The organism is Streptococcus infantis, assembly GCF_047463275.1.
GTDB classification, from domain to species: Bacteria; Bacillota; Bacilli; order Lactobacillales; family Streptococcaceae; genus Streptococcus; species Streptococcus infantis_AF.
In genome coordinates this window covers 456285-472380 of record NZ_JASHEE010000001.1, presented here as the reverse complement: position 1 = coordinate 472380, position 16096 = coordinate 456285, and the positions used below count along the sequence as shown (strand labels likewise).

Genomic DNA, 16096 nt, shown 5'->3' with positions numbered 1-16096 from the left:
TAATGGAAACTTACTACAAAGCCATTAACTGGAATGCCATCGAAGATGTCATCGATAAATCAACATGGGAGAAACTAACTGAACAATTTTGGTTGGATACACGTATTCCCTTATCTAATGACTTAGATGACTGGAGAAAGTTATCAAATAAAGAAAAAGACTTGGTAGGAAAAGTCTTTGGCGGTTTGACACTTTTGGATACCATGCAGTCTGAAACAGGGGTTCAAGCGTTACGTGCAGATATCCGTACACCACATGAGGAAGCTGTGTTTAACAACATCCAATTTATGGAATCTGTCCATGCTAAATCTTATTCTTCTATTTTCTCAACCTTGAATACCAAGACTGAGATTGAAGAAATCTTTGAATGGACTGATACAAACCCATATCTTCAGAAAAAGGCACAAATCATCAATGAGATTTACCTTAACGGAACACCACTTGAAAAGAAAGTGGCTAGTGTATTCCTTGAAACCTTCCTCTTCTACTCTGGTTTCTTCACTCCACTCTACTATCTAGGAAATAACAAGTTAGCAAACGTTGCTGAAATCATCAAACTCATTATTCGAGACGAGTCAGTTCACGGAACATATATTGGTTATAAATTCCAACTTGGTTTCAACGAATTACCAGAAGAAGAGCAAGAAAAGTTAAAAGACTGGATGTACGACCTGCTCTACACACTTTATGAAAATGAAGAAGGTTATACAGAGAGTTTATATGATGGTGTTGGTTGGACTGAAGAGGTTAAAACTTTCCTTCGCTACAATGCCAATAAAGCTCTTATGAATCTAGGACAAGATCCTCTCTTCCCTGACTCAGCTGACGATGTCAATCCAATCGTTATGAACGGGATTTCAACTGGTACATCCAACCACGACTTCTTCTCTCAAGTTGGTAACGGATATCTACTTGGTGAAGTTGAAGCTATGCAGGACGATGATTATAACTACGGATTAGACTAATTAAAAAATATAAAAACATCTGAGTTAAAAACAAACACAGATGTTTTTTGTTTTTGTTTATTTTTGTTTTATTTAAGTTGCTTAGATGTTTTAAATGTGATAAAATGATATTGGATATGGGGGTGATTCAATGCTAAAACAAGAAAAACTAGATGTGATTTTAGAGATTGTCAATACAAGAGGAACCATCACAGTCAAAGAAATAATGAATCGTTTAGATATTTCTGATATGACTGCTCGACGTTATCTGCAAGAGTTAGCTGACAAGGATCTACTTGTTCGAGTGCATGGAGGTGCTGAAAAACTTCGTTCTGGTTCTCTATTAGCAAATGAACGCTCGAATGTCGAAAAACAAGGTCTTCAGATTGCTGAAAAACAAGAAATTGCAAAATTTGCTGGTCATTTAGTCGAAGAAAGAGAAACGATTTTTATCGGTCCAGGTACTACTCTTGAGTTCTTTGCGCGTGAACTTCCGATAGATAATATTCGTGTGGTAACAAATAGCCTTCCTGTTTTCATTATCTTGAATGAACGAAAACTGACTGATTTAATTTTGATTGGTGGGAATTATCGGGAAATCACCGGTGCCTTTGTCGGAACCTTAACGCTCCAAGATATCGAAAGTCTTCAATACTCTAAAGCTTTTGTTAGTTGCAATGGTATAAAAGATCATGCTATCGCTACTTTTAGCGAAGATGAAGGCGAAGTACAAAAGCTAGCATTAAATAATGCTAATAAAAAGATTCTTCTTGCTGACCACAGTAAATTTGATAAGTTTGATTTTTATACTTTCTATAATATCGCTGATATTGATACGATTATTTCAGATTCAAAACTTAGCCAAGAAACCCTAAAAACTTTGTCCAAACAAACAAAGATTATTAAATCGACACCTTAAAAAGTCTCACCAATGGTGAGACTTTTTTTATCGTTATATTTACTCAATAAGGCCTGTTTCTGCTACTTTCTTGTACCAATGAGCTGATTTCTTAGGATAACGTTCTTGTGTATCGAAATCAACGTAGAAGAGTCCGTAACGTTTTTCATAACCATTAGACCATGAGAAGACGTCCATGAGTGACCAGATGAAGTATCCTTTGACGTTTGCACCATCAGCAATCGCATCAGACAATACTTCCAAGTGTTGTTTCACATAATCAATACGGCCATCATCGTAAACCGTATTGTCCACAAACTCATCTTTGTAGCCAAGTCCGTTTTCAGTAATGTAGATTTTCTTATAGTTTGGATAATCCGCCTTCACACGCATGATCTGATCATATAGCCCTTGAGGATAAATGATCCAGTCCCAGTCAGTGCGAGGTACATAGTCAGGAGCTACTCGTCGACCAACACCTTTAATTTGGTACTTAGAGCTTCCTTTTTCCCCTTTACCGTTGTGGATGATTTCAGTTTCACCATCAAATGCTTCCATCCAATCACTCATGTAGTAGTTAATTCCAAGGAAGTCATTCAGGTCTTTAGCTGCTTCAAGTGCCACAAAGTCTTCGTCTCGAAGATCCAACTCACCACTATTAACTGAAAGAATGTGATTTACACCTTCCATGGTTGCATCTGAATAGTGTCCGAGGTAAGTGGCATCCAAGATAAATTTGTTGTGGATGATATCTTCCAACTCAGCAGCACGTACGTCTGCAGGATTTTTAGGATCCAATGGGTACTTAGTTGGAAGGGCGTGAACAACCCCGATTTCACCTTTGTAGCCTTTGTCTTTGTACAATTTCACAGCACGTGCATGAGAAACCATCATATTGTGGTGAGATTGGAAGACTTTGGCAAGGTCATACTGAATCCCTGGAGGGAATTTACCAACCAAGTATTGACCATCACCGATTGGGCCAATTTCATTGAAGGTTGTCCAGTAGTTTACTTCTGGGAATTCTTCAAAACAGAAGGCTGCATAGTCCACAAAATGGTCCATATTCTCACGATTCAAGAAATCTCCATTTGAGTGAAGAGCTTCTGGTGTATCAAAGTGATGGAGGGTTACAAAAGGTTCTACATTGCGCTTGTGGCATTCATCAAATAAATTATGATAAAACTCGACACCTTTAGGATTTACTTCACCATAGCCAGTTGGGAAAATACGTGACCAAGCAATAGAAATACGAATTCCGTTTACGCCATATTCTTCAGCCAACTGTAAGTCTACTGGATATTTATGGTAGAAATCACTTGCTGGTTCAGCAGTATACCAATAGTTGTCTGCTAAGTATTTGTCCCAAGCAACTGGTCCTTTTCCGTCAGTATGGGTAGCTCCTTCTGCTTGATAGGCGGCCGTTGCCCCACCAAAAATAAAATCTTTAGGAAGTGTTTTTGTCATTTTTTCACCTATTTCTTGATTGTATAAAATGAAAAGTGAGTGGAGAGGAGTTAGTGAGCCATCCATCTCCATCTCACTTCTTGTTCCAAGCCACCGAATTGTGACATGAGGAGGTAAAAACGATATATTTTTACCGACGAATTAACAAGGCGATTAGGAAAATCGCCATAGCGATTTCCGTTACGATAGGAGACTGTTTCACAGTCCTTATCGTTAATCGAATTGAGCTTGAACGAATGCGAGAGCGCCTTTACCATCACGAGTCAACTTAATGTATTGAGCTCCTTCAGTCTTAGCCAATTTGATGCCTAGTTTATCTGTTTCAGCCTTCATATCTTCGAAGTTGGAAGCAACCTGAGGCGCCAAGATAACGAGGTCAAATTCTGGCAACATTTCACGGTGGGCTCCATAGCCACCTGCTGCAGCTTTAACTGGAACTTTATACTCTTTTGCGGCTTTATTCAAAGCATTGGCAAGAAGACCACTTGTTCCTCCACCCGCACAAAGAACGAGGACATTTGTTTCTTCAGTAATTGTATTTTTTGCTGATTCTACTCCAGCTTTTTCAAGAATGGCATCTGCTTTTGCAGTGTTAAAGTTTGCTGCAACTTTTTCTTTTAATTCATCATTAGCTTTACCTGAACGTTCTTCTTCAAGAATTTGTTCATCATAAACCTTGAGGAATGGATAGTAAATAGCAATATCTACTACAATTAACAATGCTGCAAGAGCGAATGATAAGAACTGGAAGTTTGTACCAAGAACAATACCAAGAGGTCCTGGTGTAGTCCATGGAAGGTTGGCAGTAAATGAGTTCATGCCAAGTGTTTCAATAAAGAACTTAAAGATCCATACGTTTGCAATTGGTGCAAAGATGAATGGGATAAAGAAGATTGGGTTCAAAACAAGTGGTGCACCAAACAAGATTGGTTCGTTTACACCAAAGAATGTAGGAACTACTGAAGCGCGTCCAATAGCACGATTTCGTTTCGATTTACACAACCACATAAACATGAATGGAACCACAAGAGTTGCACCAGTACCACCCATAGTGACGATAAACATTTGTGTACCAGATGTAAGGATCTTATCAGCGTGCATACCTTGTTGAAGAAGGTTCAAGTTGACTTCGGCATTTGCATAAGTAATCGCTGCAATCGCAGGCTCAACGATAGATGGGCCGTGAATACCAATAAACCAGAAGAATGCAAAGGCACCGAAAATAATCGTAATACCAACATAACCGTCTGCTGCTGAGAATAGAGGCGCAAAGAATTTACCGATTGATTCTGCTACGCTTGCACCAACAAAATGACGAGCAAGTAAGTCAAGACCGTATAGGGAAACGACAGAAAGCGTAAATGGAATAACATCTTTAAAGACCTGTGAGATATTTGGTGGAACTTCGTCAGGCATTCGAATAGTAACATTATTCTTCACACAAACCTTATAGATTGCTACAGTCACAAAGGCTGCTAGGAAAGCTGAAAGTAAACCTTTTGTTCCGAGGAAACCTGTTGCAAAGCCCCCTTCAATTGGGTCAGCTGCCAACATCAATAACCCAACAATAGCAGCTAATAGAGTTGACATATAGTTGATTTGGTTGGTTTTTTCCATGCTACGGTTAACAGAGTCTGTTAAAGATTTAGCAGTTGTACCAGCAACCAAAAGTGCGAGAATACCCATTGAATAGCTATAAGGTTTCATCAATAGTGCCACTACATCATCTGACCACTGGAAGCCCCATGAATTTGGTACAAAGGCAATTAAGATAAAAATACTTGAGAATAGAATGACTGGCATTCCTGCGATAAATCCATCACGAATAGCACGAAGATAGATATTACGAGATAGTTTTTCAAAGAAAGGTTTTCCTTTCTCGATAAAGGCAATTAACTTATTCATTATTTAGCTCCTCTTTTATAAAGTTCAATTAAATGATGCATCAAATCTTTTAGCAAGATTGTTGTCATCAGGTGATCTTGGCCATGCATCATGGTCACGCTATAGGCTAAATCTTCACCTGCAGCTTCCTTTGTTAACAAGCTTGTTTGGGCGTGGTGAGCCTCAGCAATACAGCTACCAGCTTCCTCTACCAGATCGTCCGCTTTTGCAAAATCACCAGCTTCAGCAGCTTTCAGAGCTTCTAAGAGTTTTGAACGAGCATCGCCAGCATAGGCAACAATCTCAAAACCTAACAATGTTACTTCTTCTCTATTCATGATAGATTTCTCCTTATATAATTTTTAGTAATATTATGACAATAAACGTTGAATATGTAGAACAAGGTAAACTCGTTCACTCTTATAAAGATCAACACCCGTTTCCTGAGCAATGACTTCATAAATTTTGCTACCAATCTCGAATGCTTCTGGATAGGTGTTTTTTATATGTTCTTCCATATCGAGCAAGGATTGATTATCATCGCGACTACGATCAAGGTAATCCAAGAAATAATTTAGATGAATCATAAAACGATCGTAGAAATTATTATTTTCATGGGTTCTTTGAATGTCATAGCTCCTGAGAAGACTCTCAACCTTCTTTATGATTTCCTTTCTCTTATCAATAGCTTCTGCAACTTCTACCTCATTCTCACCCTCGGCATTAATAAAGTGGTAGGCTATTCTTTTTATTTCATCCTTTGGTAAATTACCAGATAGTTTACTATTATAGATTTCAAAAGACTCTTGAGCTATTTGAAAAGCAATAGGATACTCCTTTGAAATATCAGGTAAATTACTATCCTTATAACGCCCTTGGCTAATCGCTTGATAAGAACAATAGATATGGTCTGTTAAGGTTACGTAGAGGTACTCTTGAACAGGATATTGGTATTTTTTTGAAAGATTATCGATAATTTCATAAGTAACGGTAATAAAGTCTAACGGAACATCCTTGAGCAGAGTCATAAAATTTTCTCGAGATTCTTCAGTCTTCATCCGAAAAACTTTTTCAACTTGCTCTTCGGAAATCAAATCACCTTTCTTTTTCCCAAAGGCAATCCCTTTCCCAATTACTACAAGCTCTTCACCGTTTCCGTTCCGCACAAGAGAAACATTGTTATTCATTGGATTTAATATCCGATACATGTCGACCTCCTTGTTCTCTCATTTAAGAGCTAGAGCATAAAAAATGACCACAAATGACCCTGAAAATAAATTTCTGAGTCATCTGTGATCATGCCTAATATTACTTAGTAACACTCACTCTTATTAACTTGTGACTTAAGTATAGCACAAGTTTTTTATTTTGTAAACCTTTACATACAACTTTTTTTAAAAGTTTTTTAGCTGGGTTTTAGACATAAAAAGGGTGGAAAGTTACACACGTTCGGTCCATGAAGTTGCTGTTGTTTTAAGAACTTTGTTGAGTTCATCGATGTTCTCAAAACCAGTTGTACGAAGCCATTCGCGAGCTGCTGCTTCACCGTCTTTGATATAAGCTTCAACTGATCCAGCCCATGTTGCACGTCCACAAAGAACACCATTGAAGTTTGCACCTGATTCGTGGGCAAATACAAGAGTTTCTTGGAAGAGCTTAGCTGATACACCTGCACTCAAGTAGATGTATGGCAAGTTAGTAGCTTCGTCTTGAGCTTTAAAGAAGGCTGCTGCCTCTTCACGTGTATGAACGATTTCGCCATCGCCAAATCCTTCAACATATTTAACGTTAACTGGAACTTCCACTTTTAAGACATCAATGTTAAAGCGTGGGTCTGAGAAGACCTTCATAGCACCGATAACCTTGCGTGGTTTTACTTTAGCGTATTCTGCAGAACCAGCATCCGCAATCTTTTCATCGTAAGCCAAGATTTCAAGGAAAAATGGAATGTCTTCAGCTACACACTCAGAACCGATACGTTCGATGTAGGCTTGTTTTTGTTGGTTAAGTTCATCAGAGCTATCTACGTCATAGTAAAGCAAGAACTTAACAGCATCTGCACCTTGTTCCTTGATACGTTTTGCAGACCAAACGTCCAAGCAGTCTGGCAAGCGTTTTGTACTTGTTGTATCGTATCCTGTTTTTTCATAAGCAAGGAGAAGACCTGCATTTGGATCAAGAGCTTTTGTAGCTGGAAGTCCGTACTCAGGGTCAAGTAGCATAGATGAAGCATATTTAGTCAATTCATCTGCTACCAATACTTTAAGTTCTTCCATTTGAGCAACTGTTGGCTCTTCTGTTTGGTATTGAGCCATGAGGCGTTTCAAAGCACCACGTTGGTCAAAGGCGAGAGCTGAGATGATACCATTCTCATCAGAGAGTTTTTGCATACAAGCGCGTTTATTTTCTGTTAAAACCATTTTATACCTCTTTTACAATTAATTGGTCATATAGACCTTGATAGTTAGCCATATTGACATGACCGGTCATTTTTTCTTGAGCATTAAGCATACCAAGGACATTTGCCTTGATCAACAGTTCTTGATCCGTTTCTTTATGGAAAAGACCTGAAGCAATACCTGCCACTGTAGAATCACCAGAACCGACTGGATTTACTACTTGAATTCTTGGAATATCTACTTTGTAGAAAGTGTTACCGTGTTTAGCGAATGCTCCGTTAGCACCTAAGGAAACAATAATCCACTCGATTCCATCAAATAGTGGTTCTTGAAGGACTTCTTTTAATTCATCCAAGTCTTTAGAAATTTCTCTTCCCAAAAGTTGAGATAATTCTTCATTATTTGGTTTGATAACTGTTGGCTTATGTGGAGATTCAAGAACCGCCTGAAGTGCAGCGCCTGAACAGTCTAGAACAACTGGTTTTCCTGCGCGATTAGCAAGTTTAACTAAACTAGCATAGTAATCAACTGGAAGTCCTGCAGGTAGACTACCTGAAATGGCCACTACCTCTACAGTCTCTAAAAGTTCTTTGAAATGAGCCAAGAAATCTTGACCTTCTTTTTCTTGAACTTCAGGACCTTTTTCTAGGATTTCTGTTTGGTTTTCTCCATGTAGAATTGCGATACAGTTACGGGTTTCACCTTGAATAGAGAAGAAACGTTTGCTTACTTTATCATCAATATTCTCTACTAAAAAATCACCAAGTTTACCACCGACAAGCCCTGTTGCGACTACGGAGTCACCAAATTCTGATAGGACACGAGTAACGTTAAGACCTTTACCACCAGCCGTTTTAGTGACATCTACAACACGGTTGACAGTGTCAATTTTCAATTCATCCAAAGGATAGGAAATATCAATGGATGGGTTCATTGTGACTGTTAAAATCATAAGTCACCTCTTAGTCGTGGTATTCACCGCGATCCCATTTTTCAAGGAATTCTGTAAAGAAGTTGGCATCCGTTTGATGATCGTTATGAGTTTCAACGTGTTGGATTTTAGCGATCAATTTTTTGTTTTCTTCTGATGGTTTGTATTCAGCGTTGATGAAAGCTTCAATGATATCACACATGAGCAATTCACCAGTGATTTTACCACCAAATCCGATTACGTTGGCATTCAATTGTTCTTTTGCATATAAAGCTGTTGTCATATCACGAACTAATGCTGAACGAACACCAGGAACCTTGTTAACAGCATTATTGATACCTACACCAGTACCACAGATACATACACCAAGATCAGCTTGGCCACTAACTACTGCTTCACCAACTTTTTTACCAAAGATTGGATAGTGGGTACGAGCGTGGTCATAAGTACCAAAGTCGATGACTTCATGTCCTTTAGATTTCAAAAATTCTGAAACCGCCATTTTTTCATTAGTTACGATGTGATCACATCCAATTGCAATTCTCATTAGTTATTCCCTCCGATTAATTATATAAATCTAATATCATTTATCCTTACTCAAGAAAAATCAAGATTAGCTTAGGAAGCGAACTGCGAGCATAACTGAGGTTAGCTAAAGTGAGCTGACGACAGATTATCTTGATTTTTGAAGAGTATTAGCACATTTTGTTCAACATGTCGACCCTGATTTGGTGACGACCGCCGTCGTATTTACCATTTACAAAGCCTTTAGCAATGTTTTTAGCTAATTCATCACCAACAAGTTGAGCACCCATCGTAATCATACGTGAGTTGTTGTGACCGCGAGTCATATAAGCTGAACGTTCATCAGAAACTTCTGCAGCAACCATTCCTTTGATTTTAGTAGCAACCATAAACGGACCTGCACCATAAGCATCAATGACGATACCAAGATTTTGTTCTTCTTTCTTGACTTCTTCCGCAACTGCTAGAGTTACATCAACAAAGTCTTGACCTTCTGCTGTAACATCCACTACGTGGAAGTTTTCTTTTTCCAAGAAGTCTTTTACAACTTCTTTCAATCTTAAACCTGCAGCATCTGCACCAATAACAATAGCCATATTGTATACTCCTTTTTTATAATAGACCAGTAAAACTTTCTGATTCTAGCCTAAAAGAGACCTTTTTCAAATAGTTACTAGTAGTTTTGTTGACAATAATTTAAATTAAGAATAAATATCTTATTCGTTTCTTAATAAGCTTTCTTCAGAGAAAAGCCAGAACAGTAATCTTGTTAAAATAAACACAAATTGTTCTTTATAAACATAATATACTACTATTAGTTGGAAAAGTCAACAATTTATGTTTGTTTTTGTTTATTTTTTTATAAAATCTCGATATCAAATCCAACCTGATCAAAATCACTAGGTTTTATAATCCTAACATCTTTCTTATCTTCCAGTCTATCTCCTTCTTCTATTGAAGTAGACAAACCTGACCATGGTTCTAAGGCGATAAAAGGGCCTTTATTTAGAGTTGACCATATGATTAAATTTGGAAACTCTTTAAAATCTAGTTTCAAACCTTTATCATGTTTTCGTGAACGCAAAGCTACTGTTCGAGATTTCAACTCATCTAATGTCACAGCATCATAGCTAAAGAAGTCATAATTCAAGTCTATTTCTTTTTGATTATTTAACCAAGAACTTCTATCTTTGAAATCTAACATTCCTGTTTCTGGAAAAGGTTTTGGAACTGTACATGTTTCTGGCTTTTCAAATTCAAGATAGTAATCTTCATATACCTCGTCATCTAGTAAGGGACAGTTAAAACCAGGATGCCCACCAATAAAGTATGGCATCGATTTTTCTGATTCTTTATTATAGATTTTATACTGAGTACGTATGGTTTTTCCAGTTACTGTATAAGTGATTTCTAAACGAAAATGATAAGGGTAATTTGCATACATTTCTTCATCGTCTTCAATAGCGAATGTAACAGAATTATCTGTTTGTTCTTCTAATGTAAATTCTTTTTTTCTTACTAGACCATGTCGAGGGATTTTTCCTTCTTTTTGACTACCATCTTCATTATCATAAAGGACCGTATCATTTCTTACTGAACCACATATTGGAAATAATACGGGTGCTTGCCCACTCCAATAAGTTGGATCCCCCTGCCACAAATACTCTACGCCTTCCTTGTCCTTTATGGAAGAAAGGGCGCCTCCAAGTGTTTGAAACTCAACACATAATTGATCTGATTTTAATACAATCATAAGTCTTACCTCCAATTTTCTAAAAAAACTAGGTTGCTGCTCCATAGTGGAAACTGACAACCTAGTTTTTACAATTTACATTTTTAGGAGCAAATTATTTTGCGTTTGCTGCGTATTCTTCGTTACGTTTGATCATTTGTTTTCTGTACCATGCAAAGATACCAACGTAGAATACAAGGAATACTACTGCGCCAAGAATAGCTTTGATATCACCAGTTGTAGCGTTACCGATTGCCCAACCAAATAGTTTTTCGATTGGTCCTTCAAGAGTTGAGTGAGTAATCAATTGTGATTGGTTCACACCTTCTGGGAAGGCACCTACACCTTTAGCAAGTTCTGTTGCGAATGGTGCAATAAGTGTACCTGAAAGAAGGAAGAGTGGCAACAAGAGTGTTCCGAAGATAATCATACGGAGCAATTTACCACGAGTAACTACCAAGAGAGCTGGAGTCACACCCATCGCAATGATACCAGCAAGTGGCAAGATACCATTTCCGACATTAGAAAGAAGCACAGCTTCAACCAACATGATTGGTGCAAGTACGTTGGCACAAGCCCAGATTTCAGCACGACCAGCGATAAATGGCCAGTCAAGACCGATGTTGAATTTACGTCCTTGAAGACGTTTAGTAGCAACGTTTGTAATACCTTGTGAAAGTGGTTCTACGGCTGCGATGAACCATGAACCGATCAATGAGAAGAGCTCCAAGCAGACACCGGCAGTCAAACCAAGTGACAACCAGCCTTTAATGACAAGTTCCCATTTTTCAGCACCTTCAACACCAGGAACTGGATGTGGAGTTCCCATCAAACCGATTACGATACCAAGGATGAAACCAATGAAGAATTTAGATCCCCAGAAACCGATTCTCTTGTTCAATTTAGCAGCATCAAAGTCGTATTTATCAAGACCTGGGAAGAGTTTATCAAAAATCTTATCCAAAACCATGATAACTGGGTTCATCATGTAGTTCATGTGAGTTGAAGTCATTGGTGATGAACTTGGTGCGTTAAGCAGGTCATCAAATGTTGGTTTCATCAAGTCAGAGTTGATGATTTTAAGAACCCCTACAAGGACAACTGCTGCAGTCGCGATGAAGAGTGAAACTCCTTGGCTAACTCCATTGTTGTCAGCGTACCATTTAATCAAAAGACCAGTGATAGACAAGTGCCAGATATCAAAGATATCGACGTCAAGTGTATCAGTTTTCTTCATTGCAAGCATTACAATGTTGACAATCAACATGACAAGCAAGAAGTAGAGTGTCCAGGCAGAACCCCAAGTGATTGTAGCAAGTGGTGCCCAACCAACGTCGGTGATGTTCAATTGAATACCGGTATTTTCAACGAATTTTGCAAGAGAAGCTGAGAAAGCTCCGTTAAGCATTCCGATGATAGCACCGATACCAGTAAGCGCGATGGCAAGTTTAATACCACCTTCAAGTGCTTTGGAGAATTTCACTCCAAATAGTAAAGCCAATACTGTCAAAATGATCAGCATGATGATTGGGCCACCCATATCCAAGATTGGCTTGAATACTTTATTGGCCAACTCAATAATGAAATCCATAATTTTCCTCCCTTTATTTTTATGGAATATTTACAAATTAATAATTAGCTTAGACCGTGTTCTTTGATTGCTGCTTCAATATTGTCATAAACTGGAGCGCTCATTGCTGGAATACGGAACAAGATTGGGCCAGCTTCAACTACTGGGATACCAGGGTCAAAACCTAGGTCAGTTGCAGCAATTGGTGTGAAGATATCATAACCTTTAATCAAATCTTCATTGACATCTTTTACCATAACTGCGTCACACTGTACATCGTATCCACGATTTGAGAGCTCTTCTTCTAGAGCGCTTTTGATTTGGTGGCTTGAGTTGACACCTGCACCACATGCAGCAAGAATTTTAATCATTTGGATTTCCTCCGATTTTTATTTACTATTTATTTATGAATTTAAGCAGTTGCTTCTGAGATATACTGGAACAAAGCTTCTGGTTCTGTAATCTTAGAAAGTGCTTCTAGATGACCATTACCTGTAAAGAAGTCCATCAATTGAGCAAGAATATTAGTTTGACTCGAACTTGAATTATTGATGATAAAGAAGAGTAATGATACTTCTACTTCCTTGTCAGGAGCGATCATGTTGTGGAATGTTACTGGTTTCGCTAAGCGAACCACAACAACGTTTTCAGTTAAATTATGAATCGTGTCTGTGTGAGGGATTGCTACATTCGGCAAGTCCTTCCCAAGAAATTCCATATCTAAACCAGTTGGGAACATTTTTTCACGTTCAATCAATGCCGATCGATAGGTATCCGTAACAACTTTCTTTTCTTCTAATAGGGTTGCAACTTGATCAAAGAGTTGCTCTTGATTATCTGCTTCTAAACAAAAAACTAATTCTTTGCTGAAGAAATGATCTAATCCCATGACCTTCTCCCTTCATATTTAACTTTTATGATACAAGTATATCACTATATGAAACCGTTGTCAATATTTTTTGTTGTATTTTGTTTGATTTTTATTTTTTTTGTTTGATTTTAAACAACAAATAATTTTAAATAGTTTTGAAAAAAGAAAGAAAAAAACAGGACATACATCCTGTTTTTTTATCTATTAATTTTTTTTCGTAGTCCAACTTTGTTCAATCAATGGAAGCATATCCTTTAAAACTTCAGGTGTTCCTTCTAGAGAAACGTATCTAAACTTACCATCGTCTGATTTAAAGATCCAGATCACTAGATATTTACCATTTTTAGCAATACAGTTTACGACATAGGCGTCATAACCACCAATTTTTGACTTAGATCCCCAAACTTTAGAGAAGTCCTTACTCTGTTGTTTAGTTTGATAAACACTAGTAGAGACTTGAACAGCATCAAGAGCAGCATATTCACTTTCACTAACACCAAGGTGCTCTGGTTTAAAAGTATTTAGAGTTACGATATTGATGTCCGTTCCATCACAGTACTGAATATCATCACCACTCTCAACTTCTGTAAAATGAATCCATGATTTTGGAACCTTTACGTAGCCGTAAGCATCTGACCCAATTACCTGTGTATCTTTAATTGTTGATTCGGCTACAGTTGTTGTTTCTTGTGCAGTGGTAGTTTCCTGGACTGTTGTTGTATCTGAGGCTGCTTCTTTCTTAGTTTTTGAAGTATTACAAGCAGCGAGGCAAAGGCAACACACTAAAAGTGTAGATAAGCTGACGATTTTTTTCATGATCCTTCTCCTTTCACTTCTATTCTAAAGTAAGAACATCAAAGTGTCAAAGATAAACTGTAAAATGGGAGGATTTTCGAATAGAAGTTTTAATCTACTATTACTCATTCTTCTTATTTAAGTTGTAAAAAACGCTCTATTTAGAGCGTTTTAATATTTGATAATCTTGGGAGAGTATTACTCCTCATCCATAGAAAGAACAGACAGGAAGGCTTCTTGAGGAACTTCTACTGATCCAATAGCTTTCATGCGCTTTTTACCAGCTTTTTGTTTTTCAAGAAGTTTACGTTTACGCGAAACATCTCCTCCATAACACTTGGCAAGAACGTTCTTACGAAGAGCTTTGATATCTGTACGAGCTACAATCTTGTGTCCAATAGCTGCTTGGATTGGAACTTCAAACTGTTGACGTGGAATGATTTTCTTGAGTTTATCAACGATGAGTTTTCCACGTTCATAAGCAAAGTCCTTGTGAACGATAAAGCTAAGAGCATCCACCTTGTCCCCATTGAGAAGGATATCCATTTTAACCAGTTTAGATGGACGATACTCTGACAATTCATAGTCAAAGCTTGCGTATCCACGTGTTGAAGATTTGAGCTTGTCAAAGAAATCAAAGACAATTTCAGCAAGTGGAATTTGATAGATAACATTGACACGATTATCATCGATATAGTCCATCGTCACAAAGTCACCACGTTTGCGCTGAGCTAGTTCCATAACTGCTCCTACAAATTCCTGTGGTACCATGATTTGTGCTTTAACATATGGTTCTTCAATGGTCGCAATCTTTGTAGGATCAGGAAACTCGGATGGATTCGATACATCCATAGACTCACCATCAGTCTGATTGACCTTGTATATAACGGATGGTGCAGTCATGATAAGGTCAATGTTGAACTCACGCTCCAAACGTTCCTGAATAACATCCATATGAAGGAGACCCAAGAATCCACAACGGAAACCAAAACCAAGAGCTTGCGATGTTTCGGGTTCAAACTGAAGACTAGCATCGTTCAACTGCAATTTTTCAAGGGCTTCACGAAGGTCGTTGTATTTATTTGACTCGATTGGATAAAGACCTGCGAAAACCATCGGATTCATCTGCTTGTATCCAGATAGGGGTTCTGAAGCAGGGTTTGCCGCCAAGGTAACTGTATCACCGACACGAGTGTCTTGAACAGTCTTGATAGATGCTGCAATATAACCAACATCACCTGTCGCAAGGAAGTCACGTCCTACTGCTTTGGGTGTGAAGATTCCCACTTCGGTAACATCAAAGGTTTTACCATTGCTCATGAGCTGAATCTTATCACCTGGCTTAACAACACCATCCATGACACGAACTTGGAGGATAACGCCACGATAAGCATCGTATACTGAGTCGAAAATCAAGGCTTTTAATGGTGCTGATACGTCTCCTGTTGGAGCAGGGACTTTTTCGACAATTTGCTCTAAAATATCTTCGATACCAATACCAGCTTTTGCTGAAGCTAATACAGCCTCACTAGCATCCAGACCGATGACATCTTCAATTTCTGTACGCACGCGCTCTGGATCTGCAGCAGGCAAGTCAATCTTATTGATAACTGGAAGAATCTCCAAATCATTATCTAAGGCAAGGTAAACGTTAGCTAATGTTTGAGCCTCAATCCCTTGAGCGGCATCAACGACCAAAATTGCGCCCTCACAGGCAGCTAGAGAACGTGATACCTCATAAGTGAAGTCCACGTGTCCCGGTGTGTCAATCAGGTGGAAAATATAGGTCTCGCCGTCTTTGGCAGTATAATTAAGCTCGATGGCATTGAGTTTGATAGTAATTCCACGCTCTCTCTCAAGGTCCATACTATCTAGAAGCTGAGCTTGCATTTCACGACTAGAAACCGTCTCTGTAGCCTCCAAAATACGGTCTGCCAATGTTGACTTCCCATGGTCAATATGCGCGATAATGGAAAAGTTTCGGATCTTCTCCTGACGTTTTTTCAATTCTTCTAAATTCAAGATTCTCTTCCTTTCAGGGTATCTATTAATTATAAATTGTTTTTATGTTTTTGACAAG

Annotated in this window: 16 protein-coding genes; 2 read left to right on the top strand and 14 right to left on the bottom strand. The window is 38.2% G+C overall.

What is annotated here, in order from left to right:
* Window positions 1-2: 2 nt before the first annotated feature.
* Window positions 3-965 (top strand): class 1b ribonucleoside-diphosphate reductase subunit beta, encoded by a 963-nt coding sequence (gene nrdF, locus QM923_RS02435; protein ID WP_004253599.1) that lies wholly within the window; start codon window positions 3-5, stop codon window positions 963-965.
* A gap of 130 nt (window positions 966-1095) precedes the next feature.
* A complete protein-coding gene (locus QM923_RS02430; RefSeq protein ID WP_414290734.1) occupies window positions 1096-1863 on the top strand; it encodes a DeoR/GlpR family DNA-binding transcription regulator in 768 nt (255 codons plus the stop codon).
* A gap of 39 nt (window positions 1864-1902) precedes the next feature.
* Here the strand turns inward: QM923_RS02430 and lacG are convergent, their stop codons facing one another.
* From lacG to lepA, 14 genes are all read right to left on the bottom strand, one after another.
* The gene (gene lacG, locus QM923_RS02425; protein WP_414290733.1) at window positions 1903-3309 is read right to left on the bottom strand and encodes a 6-phospho-beta-galactosidase; all 1407 of its coding nucleotides are present in this window, start codon (window positions 3307-3309) and stop codon (window positions 1903-1905) included.
* Window positions 3310-3522: 213 nt separating this feature from the next.
* Window positions 3523-5214, bottom strand: a complete 1692-nt coding sequence (locus QM923_RS02420; RefSeq protein WP_414290732.1) for a lactose-specific PTS transporter subunit EIIC — start codon at window positions 5212-5214, stop codon at window positions 3523-3525.
* Entirely contained in the window at window positions 5214-5531 is a 318-nt protein-coding gene (locus QM923_RS02415; RefSeq protein WP_414290731.1) for a PTS lactose/cellobiose transporter subunit IIA, read from the bottom strand. Before QM923_RS02415 ends, QM923_RS02420 begins: the two co-directional genes overlap by 1 nt.
* A 33-nt stretch (window positions 5532-5564) precedes the next feature.
* Window positions 5565-6401 (bottom strand): PRD domain-containing protein, encoded by an 837-nt coding sequence (locus QM923_RS02410; protein WP_414290730.1) that lies wholly within the window; start codon window positions 6399-6401, stop codon window positions 5565-5567.
* A 231-nt stretch (window positions 6402-6632) separates the two neighbouring features.
* Window positions 6633-7613 carry a tagatose-bisphosphate aldolase gene (lacD, locus tag QM923_RS02405; protein WP_006152000.1) on the bottom strand — a complete coding sequence of 327 codons (981 nt, stop codon included), beginning with the start codon at window positions 7611-7613 and terminating at the stop codon, window positions 6633-6635.
* A 1-nt stretch (window position 7614) separates the two neighbouring features.
* Complete coding sequence (locus QM923_RS02400) at window positions 7615-8544, bottom strand: tagatose-6-phosphate kinase (protein ID WP_414290729.1); 930 nt, start codon at window positions 8542-8544, stop codon at window positions 7615-7617.
* Window positions 8545-8554: 10 nt separating this feature from the next.
* Window positions 8555-9070 carry a galactose-6-phosphate isomerase subunit LacB gene (lacB, locus tag QM923_RS02395; protein ID WP_001216925.1) on the bottom strand — a complete coding sequence of 172 codons (516 nt, stop codon included), beginning with the start codon at window positions 9068-9070 and terminating at the stop codon, window positions 8555-8557.
* 148 nt (window positions 9071-9218) lie between these two features.
* Window positions 9219-9644, bottom strand: coding sequence for a galactose-6-phosphate isomerase subunit LacA (gene lacA, locus QM923_RS02390; protein WP_006148584.1), 426 nt, complete (start codon window positions 9642-9644; stop codon window positions 9219-9221).
* A gap of 263 nt (window positions 9645-9907) precedes the next feature.
* Complete coding sequence (locus tag QM923_RS02385) at window positions 9908-10801, bottom strand: aldose 1-epimerase family protein (RefSeq protein ID WP_414290728.1); 894 nt, start codon at window positions 10799-10801, stop codon at window positions 9908-9910.
* A gap of 94 nt (window positions 10802-10895) precedes the next feature.
* Window positions 10896-12371, bottom strand: a complete 1476-nt coding sequence (locus tag QM923_RS02380; RefSeq protein WP_074324129.1) for a PTS galactitol transporter subunit IIC — start codon at window positions 12369-12371, stop codon at window positions 10896-10898.
* Window positions 12372-12415: 44 nt separating this feature from the next.
* On the bottom strand, window positions 12416-12721 hold the full coding sequence (locus tag QM923_RS02375; RefSeq protein ID WP_006148587.1) for a PTS sugar transporter subunit IIB: 306 nt from the start codon (window positions 12719-12721) through the stop codon (window positions 12416-12418).
* Between the two features lie 41 nt (window positions 12722-12762).
* A complete protein-coding gene (locus tag QM923_RS02370; RefSeq protein WP_414290727.1) occupies window positions 12763-13239 on the bottom strand; it encodes a PTS sugar transporter subunit IIA in 477 nt (158 codons plus the stop codon).
* A gap of 186 nt (window positions 13240-13425) precedes the next feature.
* Window positions 13426-14037, bottom strand: a complete 612-nt coding sequence (locus QM923_RS02365; RefSeq protein ID WP_414290726.1) for a hypothetical protein — start codon at window positions 14035-14037, stop codon at window positions 13426-13428.
* A gap of 177 nt (window positions 14038-14214) precedes the next feature.
* Entirely contained in the window at window positions 14215-16038 is a 1824-nt protein-coding gene (lepA, locus tag QM923_RS02360; protein ID WP_036757546.1) for a translation elongation factor 4, read from the bottom strand.
* Between the last annotated feature and the right edge of the window lie 58 nt (window positions 16039-16096).

Excerpts from the sequence above, each read along its gene's own strand:
- nrdF (WP_004253599.1), top strand. The coding sequence starts at position 3 with ATGGAAACTTACTACAAAGCCATTAACTGGAATGCCATCGAAGATGTC.
- QM923_RS02430 (WP_414290734.1), top strand. The coding sequence starts at position 1,096 with ATGCTAAAACAAGAAAAACTAGATGTGATTTTAGAGATTGTCAATACA.
- lacG (WP_414290733.1), bottom strand. The coding sequence starts at position 3,309 with ATGACAAAAACACTTCCTAAAGATTTTATTTTTGGTGGGGCAACGGCC.
- QM923_RS02420 (WP_414290732.1), bottom strand. The coding sequence starts at position 5,214 with ATGAATAAGTTAATTGCCTTTATCGAGAAAGGAAAACCTTTCTTTGAA.
- QM923_RS02415 (WP_414290731.1), bottom strand. The coding sequence starts at position 5,531 with ATGAATAGAGAAGAAGTAACATTGTTAGGTTTTGAGATTGTTGCCTAT.
- QM923_RS02410 (WP_414290730.1), bottom strand. The coding sequence starts at position 6,401 with ATGTATCGGATATTAAATCCAATGAATAACAATGTTTCTCTTGTGCGG.
- lacD (WP_006152000.1), bottom strand. The coding sequence starts at position 7,613 with ATGGTTTTAACAGAAAATAAACGCGCTTGTATGCAAAAACTCTCTGAT.
- QM923_RS02400 (WP_414290729.1), bottom strand. The coding sequence starts at position 8,544 with ATGATTTTAACAGTCACAATGAACCCATCCATTGATATTTCCTATCCT.
- lacB (WP_001216925.1), bottom strand. The coding sequence starts at position 9,070 with ATGAGAATTGCAATTGGATGTGATCACATCGTAACTAATGAAAAAATG.
- lacA (WP_006148584.1), bottom strand. The coding sequence starts at position 9,644 with ATGGCTATTGTTATTGGTGCAGATGCTGCAGGTTTAAGATTGAAAGAA.
- QM923_RS02385 (WP_414290728.1), bottom strand. The coding sequence starts at position 10,801 with ATGATTGTATTAAAATCAGATCAATTATGTGTTGAGTTTCAAACACTT.
- QM923_RS02380 (WP_074324129.1), bottom strand. The coding sequence starts at position 12,371 with ATGGATTTCATTATTGAGTTGGCCAATAAAGTATTCAAGCCAATCTTG.
- QM923_RS02375 (WP_006148587.1), bottom strand. The coding sequence starts at position 12,721 with ATGATTAAAATTCTTGCTGCATGTGGTGCAGGTGTCAACTCAAGCCAC.
- QM923_RS02370 (WP_414290727.1), bottom strand. The coding sequence starts at position 13,239 with ATGGGATTAGATCATTTCTTCAGCAAAGAATTAGTTTTTTGTTTAGAA.
- QM923_RS02365 (WP_414290726.1), bottom strand. The coding sequence starts at position 14,037 with ATGAAAAAAATCGTCAGCTTATCTACACTTTTAGTGTGTTGCCTTTGC.